Raw genomic sequence first — 265 nt, 5'->3', positions numbered from 1 at the left:
TTTTTTACGACTACGGCCATAATAATTCCCCTCCTATGCTTTTGGCGCTGTTACGAATGCAATACCGCCTGTTTTAGTATCAAACATAAAAACGCCATCGTATGGGCGCTCAAAGTAAAAGTATTTTCCTGCAGTTTTTGCACTAGGCGCATCAACTGAAACGAATTCATATTTTTCAGGTGCAACCATACAAGATGTATGAATTAACATCATTTGAACTTGCTGCGCAGTTGGATCAGGTTTAGCTCCATTTGTGAAGTTATAT

General features: G+C 38.9%; 1 protein-coding gene. It reads right to left on the bottom strand.

Annotation, left to right across the window (positions count from 1 at the left end; translation table 11 throughout):
* Positions 1-33 precede the first annotated feature (33 nt).
* Positions 34-265 (bottom strand): hypothetical protein (locus KVT37_RS32295; protein ID WP_217579037.1); only part of this gene is annotated, 232 nt, incomplete at its 5' end.

It is taken from the genome of Mesorhizobium sp. GbtcB19, from assembly GCF_019091085.1.
GTDB lineage: Bacteria > Pseudomonadota > Alphaproteobacteria > Rhizobiales > Rhizobiaceae > Mesorhizobium.
The sequence above is the reverse complement of the archived record's forward strand: the minus strand, read 5'-3'. Positions and strand labels throughout refer to the sequence as shown.